General features: G+C 54.4%; 6 protein-coding genes. 4 read left to right on the top strand and 2 right to left on the bottom strand.

What is annotated here, in order from left to right:
- Positions 1-9: 9 nt before the first annotated feature.
- A complete protein-coding gene (locus tag FJ695_RS03615; RefSeq protein ID WP_141184172.1) occupies positions 10-747 on the top strand; it encodes an enoyl-CoA hydratase/isomerase in 738 nt (245 codons plus the stop codon).
- A gap of 76 nt (positions 748-823) precedes the next feature.
- Here FJ695_RS03615 and fabD read toward each other — a convergent pair whose 3' ends face one another.
- Entirely contained in the window at positions 824-1951 is a 1128-nt protein-coding gene (gene fabD / locus FJ695_RS03610) for an ACP S-malonyltransferase (RefSeq protein WP_141184171.1), read from the bottom strand.
- Positions 1952-2045: 94 nt separating this feature from the next.
- On the opposite strand from fabD, the gene FJ695_RS03605 reads away from it, so the two are divergent.
- The 3 genes from FJ695_RS03605 to FJ695_RS03595 are packed head-to-tail and all read left to right on the top strand — an operon-like array spanning position 2046 to position 5693.
- Positions 2046-3059, top strand: coding sequence for an acyltransferase domain-containing protein (locus FJ695_RS03605; RefSeq protein ID WP_141184170.1), 1014 nt, complete (start codon positions 2046-2048; stop codon positions 3057-3059).
- Positions 3056-4423, top strand: coding sequence for a PfaD family polyunsaturated fatty acid/polyketide biosynthesis protein (locus tag FJ695_RS03600; protein WP_141184169.1), 1368 nt, complete (start codon positions 3056-3058; stop codon positions 4421-4423). The genes FJ695_RS03605 and FJ695_RS03600 overlap by 4 nt, the downstream gene beginning before the upstream one ends.
- Positions 4424-4448: 25 nt before the next feature.
- The gene (locus FJ695_RS03595; protein ID WP_168206252.1) at positions 4449-5693 is read left to right on the top strand and encodes a cytochrome P450; all 1245 of its coding nucleotides are present in this window, start codon (positions 4449-4451) and stop codon (positions 5691-5693) included.
- A gap of 75 nt (positions 5694-5768) precedes the next feature.
- On the opposite strand, the gene FJ695_RS03590 is transcribed toward FJ695_RS03595, so the two are convergent.
- Positions 5769-6725, bottom strand: coding sequence for a class I SAM-dependent methyltransferase (locus tag FJ695_RS03590; RefSeq protein WP_141184167.1), 957 nt, complete (start codon positions 6723-6725; stop codon positions 5769-5771).
- Positions 6726-6802 lie beyond the last annotated feature (77 nt).

The following is a 6802-nucleotide window of genomic DNA, read 5'->3' as shown; positions in this document are numbered from 1 at the left end:
GGAATAGGGATGTTGTCGCCACTGTCCATCACCCAAAATGGCCGCAGTTCAACATTATGGTTTGATCGGCCTGAGAGCGGTAACACCATCACAGAGGCATTGGTGGAGGATGCTCATGCAGCGCTGGACCGGGCCGAGGAAGCCGGATGCACCGCGATAATCCTGCGCGGCTCTCAAACGGTGTTTTGCACCGGGGCGGATTTCGGCGGCGGAGATCCGGTGGACCCCGAAAGGCTTTATCATCTTTGGGAGCGGCTGGCACTCGGACCGTTTGTTTCTCTCAGCGTCGTTGAAGGCCAGGCAACGGCAGGGGGTATCGGCTTTGTGGCCGCAAGTGACATGGTCCTCGCAGGGCCCGATGCCCGGTTCACTTTGCCCGAGCTGCTGTTTGGGCTGCATCCAGCTTGCGTCCTGCCATTTCTGACGCGGCGGATTGGAGCTCACGCAGCGTCCTATTTGACTTTAAGCACCCAATCCATCAATGCAGAGCAGGCGTTGTCCCTTCATTTGGTGGATTCCATCTTACCGGAAATCGAACTTGGTCTGGCACAACACATACGCCGTATTGAACGGCTGGACCCGCAAGCAATACGACGTTTCAAAGCCTATCGCGCGGACCTCGACAAGTCACTTGGTCAAAGTAGGGACAAGGCGATCGCTGAAAACCGGTCCCTGTTTGGCGATTCGAGCATTCGCGCCAATTTGCAACGTTATGCCACAGAACAGAAATTCCCTTGGGAACTCTAGAGCCAGTTGAAACTCAAGAATCCGAGCGAGGTGTGAGCGAAAATCGTTCGGGATTTATTCGCTATTCCGCACCTGATTAGGACAACTGGGCCTCTATCGGGGTCACATCGGACAGTGCAAAATAGCCTGAATAGCCTTCCATGTAGACTGCTGGTCGATGGCCGAAAAGAAGGATGGCTTCGCTGCGAGTTTTCATTACGCCGTCATAGCCATTTACCTGGACATCGATACCCGCAGAATGCTGTGTGTTCCAGTCTTCGACGATTTGGACAGGTGTTTTTGCTTCCTGTGCCTGCGTTTCCTCCTGCAGCACCGGAGGGCTGCCGGCCTGGGGCGGAAGCTCCGTTTCCACGGGTGTCACCACATGCTGTTTACGGATACCCGCGACCAGCTTGCTAAGCACATTGCCGGGCCCCGTTTCAAAAAAATGTCCCACACCCAAATTCAACATGTACCCGATACTTTCTTGCCATCGCACTGGGGAGGTCAGTTGTTGCGCCAACATTTGAGCAGTGCAGCCATCTTGATAAGGTCGGGCATCCACATTGGCAATCACGGGGATGCCGGGCGCTTCAAAACGGAACTCGCCTAGAAATGCTTCAAATTCCTCCTGGACAGGAGCCATGTAGCGGGAATGAAACGCGCCCGAGACATTCAGTGGAATATACATCGCTCCAGCATCGGAAAAAAACGGTTCTACCGCTGAAATGTCCTCAATGAGGCCGGAAATGATCGTTTGCTTGTCGGAGTTCAAGTTGGCCACATCGATCGACGCAAAGCCGTTATCCTGCAAGACCGTCGCAATGCGATCCGGTGTGAGCCCGATGACTGCCGCCATTCCGCCCTTGGGCGCCGTGCTCATCAAGGCACCGCGTTTTTGAACCAATCTCAAACCGTCTTCGAAGTTGACCACACCAGCCTGATGCAAGGCATTGTATTCGCCCACACTGTGGCCGGCGGCGATATCTGGTGCTCCGCTGTCGTCTTGCTGCGCGCGCGCCATCATGGCGTTAACCACAAACAAAGCAGGTTGGGTAAATTCGGTTTGCGTCAACTGCTTGTCGGGATCCCGCAGACAGAGATCGGCAATGGAATAACCCAAGACCGTATCTGCGGCCTCAGTCATTTCAGAATAGCGCTCAAACAGGCCTTCGCCCATTCCGATGTGCTGGGACCCTTGCCCGGGGAATAAAAACGCCTTCATCTCGAACCTATGTCTATTAATATGATAGCGCGTATTTCAAACCACTCACCAATACCTTACAGTATTGTTTAAGTCATTCAACGGACTCGCCACTGTGAACGCTTTCTCCCATCCATGGCCGACCGATTTGGCGCCCGATCCGGTGATCTGGATGTTTGCTGGGCAGGGGGCTCAGTACTTCCAGATGGGCAGGGGCTTGTATGATGCGCATCCCGTTTTTCGCGCCAGTATGTTGCGGATGGAGGAAGCACTACAGCCTTATCTTGACCATCCGGTCACAGACGTTCTTTATGATGATTTCGCCCATGTTGGGGACACATTCGATCAGTTGACCGACACGCATCCGGCGCTGTTCATGGTTCAGGTGGCGCTGGCTGAAACTCTGATTGCCGAAGGACTGCCGAAACCGAATCTGCTGCTCGGTGTCAGTTTGGGCGAATATGTCGCCGCGGCTGTTTCCGGGGCGATATCCCCAGAGGAGGTTTTGCCAGCGTTGCTGCGCCAGGCCTGGACAATTCAGTCGAAAGCGGAACCGGGCGCTATGTTGATGGTGCTCGATGATTTAGCTCAATTTGAAGCTGATCCGATTTATCGTCGTGGCTCTTCAGAGCTGGCTGGTGTCGTATTTGATCGTTGTTTCGTTATCACCGGGCCCACAAACGGCATTAATGACATTGCCGATGATCTGCGAGCCCGCGATATCTCCCATCACCGCTTGCCGGTCCGGTATGCTTTTCACGGCTCCGGGATTGAGGCGATCGAAACCTCCTTCAGGGCTGCACTGCGCGCGTTTAGCTGGGGCGCGGCACAGATACCTGTGATTGGTGCATCGGATGGCACAGGACGGCCATTTGATCCGGTCGAGCGGGATTGGTGGAAGGTTGTGCGCGGACCGATCCGCCTGCATGAAACCTTGCTGGCGCTGAATGCTCAATACCCGAAGGCCACCTATATCGATTGCGGCCCGGCTGGAAACTTGCGCACCGCGTGCCTTTACGGGTTGGGCGATGATTTGCGTGCGCGCAGTTTTGCGGTCATGACCCCTTTTGGGGCTGATACGCAAAACCTGAGCGCCTTGAAAAACCATCTTGGCGAGGCGGTTGGATGATCGCGGCCGGTCATTTGGGCTCGGCCGCTTTTCGGGATGACTATGGGGTGAGCCACGCCTATATGGCCGGTGCCATGGTAAAGGGGATTGCCTCGGCAGATTTGGTGATCCGTATGGCACAGGCCCGGCTCTTGGCAATATATGGGTCGGGAGGAGTACCGATAGAGGACGCTGCGGTCCAAATCCGCAGGATCAAGGAGACGGTTCCGCCTGGCTCGGTGTTTGGCGTCAACGTCCTGGCCGATCCACTCCACCCCAGACGCGAAATGCTTATGGTGGATCGGCTCCTGCAACTGGGCATCCGTGTAATCGAAGCTTCGGCCTTCATGGAGGTAACCGAAGCGTTGGTGAAATACCGTCTAAAGGGGGCGAAACTGCGGGATGGGGCGCTAGATGTGCCAAACCGGGTGTTTGCCAAAGTGTCACATCCTGGTGTTGCCTCCGCATTCCTTGCGCCTGCGACGCCGGAATTGATCCAGCGACTGCTGTCCCAAGGTCTCATCACTGAAGAAGAAGCCTCCCTTGCTCCGGGCATTCCGGTTGCTTCTGACTTGACGGTTGAAGCAGATTCCGGCGGGCATACCGACCGTGGGGTTACAAGTGCGCTTTTGCCAGCGATGATCGCTCTGCGTGACGCTCAGCAGGCTCAGCACAGTTTTGCCCAACCTAGCCGCGTCGGCTCAGCCGGCGGAATAGGGACGCCGCAAGCTGCGGCAACAGCCTTTCTTCTGGGGGCGGATTACATTGCCACTGGATCGATCAATCAATGTACGCCTGAGGCTGGCACCAGTGAGGCGGTTAAAGAAGTATTGCAGCGCACTGGGGTTCAAGACACGGCTTATGCTCCGGCCGGCGATATGTTTGAACTGGGTGCCAAAGTGCAAGTCTTGAAGAAAGGACTGCTCTTCCCCGCACGTGCCAACAAGCTGTACGATCTTTGGCGCGCCCATCCAGGCCTCGAAGCGCTGCCAGTTGCGATCCGCAAAGAGATTGAAGACAAGTATTTTCGCCGCTCCTTCGAAGACGTGTATGCCGAAACCCGATCGTTCTACGACAAAGCTGCACCTGAGGAAATTGAACGTGCGGAACGCAATCCAAAGGTCAAGATGGCATTGATCTTCCGTTGGTATTTCATTCATTCAATGCGTTTGGCTCTGGCCGGGGAAACTGGTCAAAAAACGGACTGGCAGGTCTACTGCGGCCCGGCCTTAGGAGCTTTCAACACCTATGTAGCCGGCACGGATCTGGAAAAGTGGCAGAACCGTCATGTCGATTACATAGGGTTGCATCTCATGGATCAAACGGCTTCTTATCTGGGAGCGCAATTTAATGCGCTTCGGCAGACCGGGACGGCGCTATCATAAGCGGCCGAGGAAAGGGAGATCGGCGATGAGCGTACCGGAGGAAACAGATACGGACTGGTGGACGATGCTGGCGGACCCTGACTTCCTGGCCGATCCACATGACCGCCTGGATGTGTTGCGTGCGGAAAATCCCATCCATTTCGACCCGGCGAGCGGGTGTTATTTTATTCTTGGTCATGCGGAATTCTCGGAGGCGATGCGAAATAAGGCTATCGGCCGGGATTCGCGCAACTGGAAGGGAGGCTGGCATTCCGATCCCGGCTTTCGGGAGCGGGATCCGGTAGCCTTCCGTCTTTTTTCCTTATTCCAGCCGCAAATGATCAATGTGGACGGGATAGACCACGCTCGAATGCGGGGTGTTTACGAACCCGCTTTCAGAGCCCAGGCTGTAGCTCAACTCGAAGGGATGGTGCGTGAGGAAACTGAAAGGCTGATTGCTGCCTTACCGAGTGACGGACGCCCGGTTAATCTGATTGATGCCTACGCACAGCCCATGCCTTTGAATGTGCTCTGCCGCCTTTTCGATATTCCGCGGGACATGGCAGATACAGTGAGCGATTGGTCTAAGAAGTTGATCCAGATTGGCGATCTGATGTTAACCGACCAGCAGAAGTCCGACGGACTGGAGGCACTGACGGCATTTAAATCCTATCTGAGAGAGCAATTGTCCGTCAGCAGCACTGGAACTGAAGGCAGCCTCATGCGGCTGGCATTACAGGGCCTGGACAACGGCACGCTGGACGAAGAGGAGACACTGACAAATCTCGTTGCTCTGTTGATTGCCGGACACGAGACGACCGTGACCCTCATCGGGATCGGGCTAAAGTTACTGTTGGAACACCCAAAAGAAATGGAGCGGCTGCGAGCGCAGCCGGATCTGGCGCGCAATGCAGCGGATGAAACCTTGCGCTATGACCCGGGAGGTAATTTCCTGCTGCGCGTTGCCGCACAATCGTGCGAGATCGGTGGTGTGAAAATTCCGCAAGGGGCGCCGGTGATTGGATTGCTTCGTGCCACCAATCGTGATCCGGCTCGCTTCAAGGACCCTCACCGGTTTGATATTACACGCACAGGCAATGCGCATCATACCTTTGGCGGGGGCGCACATTTTTGTTTAGGAGCCCCTTTGGCCCGAATGGAAGGGCGTTTGGCATTTCAGTGCCTGCTTTCTGCCTTTGCTGACATTGAGCTGCAAGAACCGCCAAGGTGGTTAAACATGGGAACCAATGCGCGCAGCCTTGAGAGCTTAATCGTAACGCTCAAGCGATAAAGATGCTTGTCAGTCTCTGTTTGAACCAAAGTACCTTTATCCTACCTAGCGATAGGCATCCGAAGTACTAAACATTTAGCGAGGTTTAGATGCGCCCAGGATCGGGCAAGGGCCGGTAATTGCATCCAACTCGTAATACGTCCAGATCATGTCTGTGACCTCAACGATATTATACTTCCGTGCTAGAAATCCTTCGTGAATCCGGTTGGTTGTGGCCATGAAATGCGATTTCCAAATATTGTTCCGCTCATCAGATATTGTGATGTTTTCGTATCCGATTTCTTCCAAGACAGACTTGTAATCTTCGATGGTGGCAATGTGGTTTTCCGGGTTGGGGAACACCGGATATTGCTCCAGCCGAGCCCCTGAAGTCATCAGAACATCGGACATGACCAAGCGGCCTCCCGGCTTCAGAATGCGCAGGGTGTCTTCCAGAAACTTGCGCCGCGTGTCGAAATGAAAAGCGGCTTCGATGCATTCGACAGCATCAAAAAAATTGTCTTCAAAAGTCATCTCCGTTGCGCTCATGACTTGTGCATTGCAGCCTGGAGCGTTTTGAGAGGTGGTTTCGATTTGTTTGGCAGAGATGTTGATGGCCCACACATCTTCGGGCCGGTAAGTGTCCAGAAGCCGTTTTGTAGAGGCGCCCATCCCGCAGGCTACGTCAAGGATCCGTCCGGTTTTTTGAGGCAATAGTGCCAGGAGTTGATCCTGCAAATTGCGGCCGGCCTGATCCAGAGATTCAGTATTTGCATCCCAATAGCCAATATTTCGAAAATGCGTGCCAGCAAGCATATCGGCCCAGATCGTCTCGCGAGCATAAAACGAGAAATCGTAGTGTTCGTTGATGGCCTCTTTCAAGTCCTCCGGGGCTTTATAGACTTCATCATGACTGGGTTCTGCTGGCACGCCGGAGCCCGCAATGCGGACCAAATCTTCGGGCACGTATCCGATTGACGAAATCTTCTGCTCTACCGTAGCCGAAAGCCGGTCAACCAACCGCTGTCGCAGATCCTTGAGTTCGCTAGCCATATTGGATTTCCTGCTAAAATTGTGATGGTGATCTTGAAACGGCCCTTGAAAGAAAAATGTGTGCTCGGCCGTCGGTA

The sequence above is a fragment of the Labrenzia sp. PHM005 genome (genome assembly GCF_006517275.1).
Taxonomy (GTDB): domain Bacteria; phylum Pseudomonadota; class Alphaproteobacteria; order Rhizobiales; family Stappiaceae; genus Roseibium.
The sequence above is the reverse complement of the archived record's forward strand: the minus strand, read 5'-3'. Positions and strand labels throughout refer to the sequence as shown.

Coding starts and splice junctions, on each gene's coding strand:
- FJ695_RS03615 (WP_141184172.1), top strand. CDS start 10: ATGTTGTCGCCACTGTCCATCACCCAAAATGGCCGCAGTTCAACATTA.
- fabD (WP_141184171.1), bottom strand. CDS start 1,951: ATGAAGGCGTTTTTATTCCCCGGGCAAGGGTCCCAGCACATCGGAATG.
- FJ695_RS03600 (WP_141184169.1), top strand. CDS start 3,056: ATGATCGCGGCCGGTCATTTGGGCTCGGCCGCTTTTCGGGATGACTAT.
- FJ695_RS03595 (WP_168206252.1), top strand. CDS start 4,449: ATGAGCGTACCGGAGGAAACAGATACGGACTGGTGGACGATGCTGGCG.
- FJ695_RS03590 (WP_141184167.1), bottom strand. CDS start 6,725: ATGGCTAGCGAACTCAAGGATCTGCGACAGCGGTTGGTTGACCGGCTT.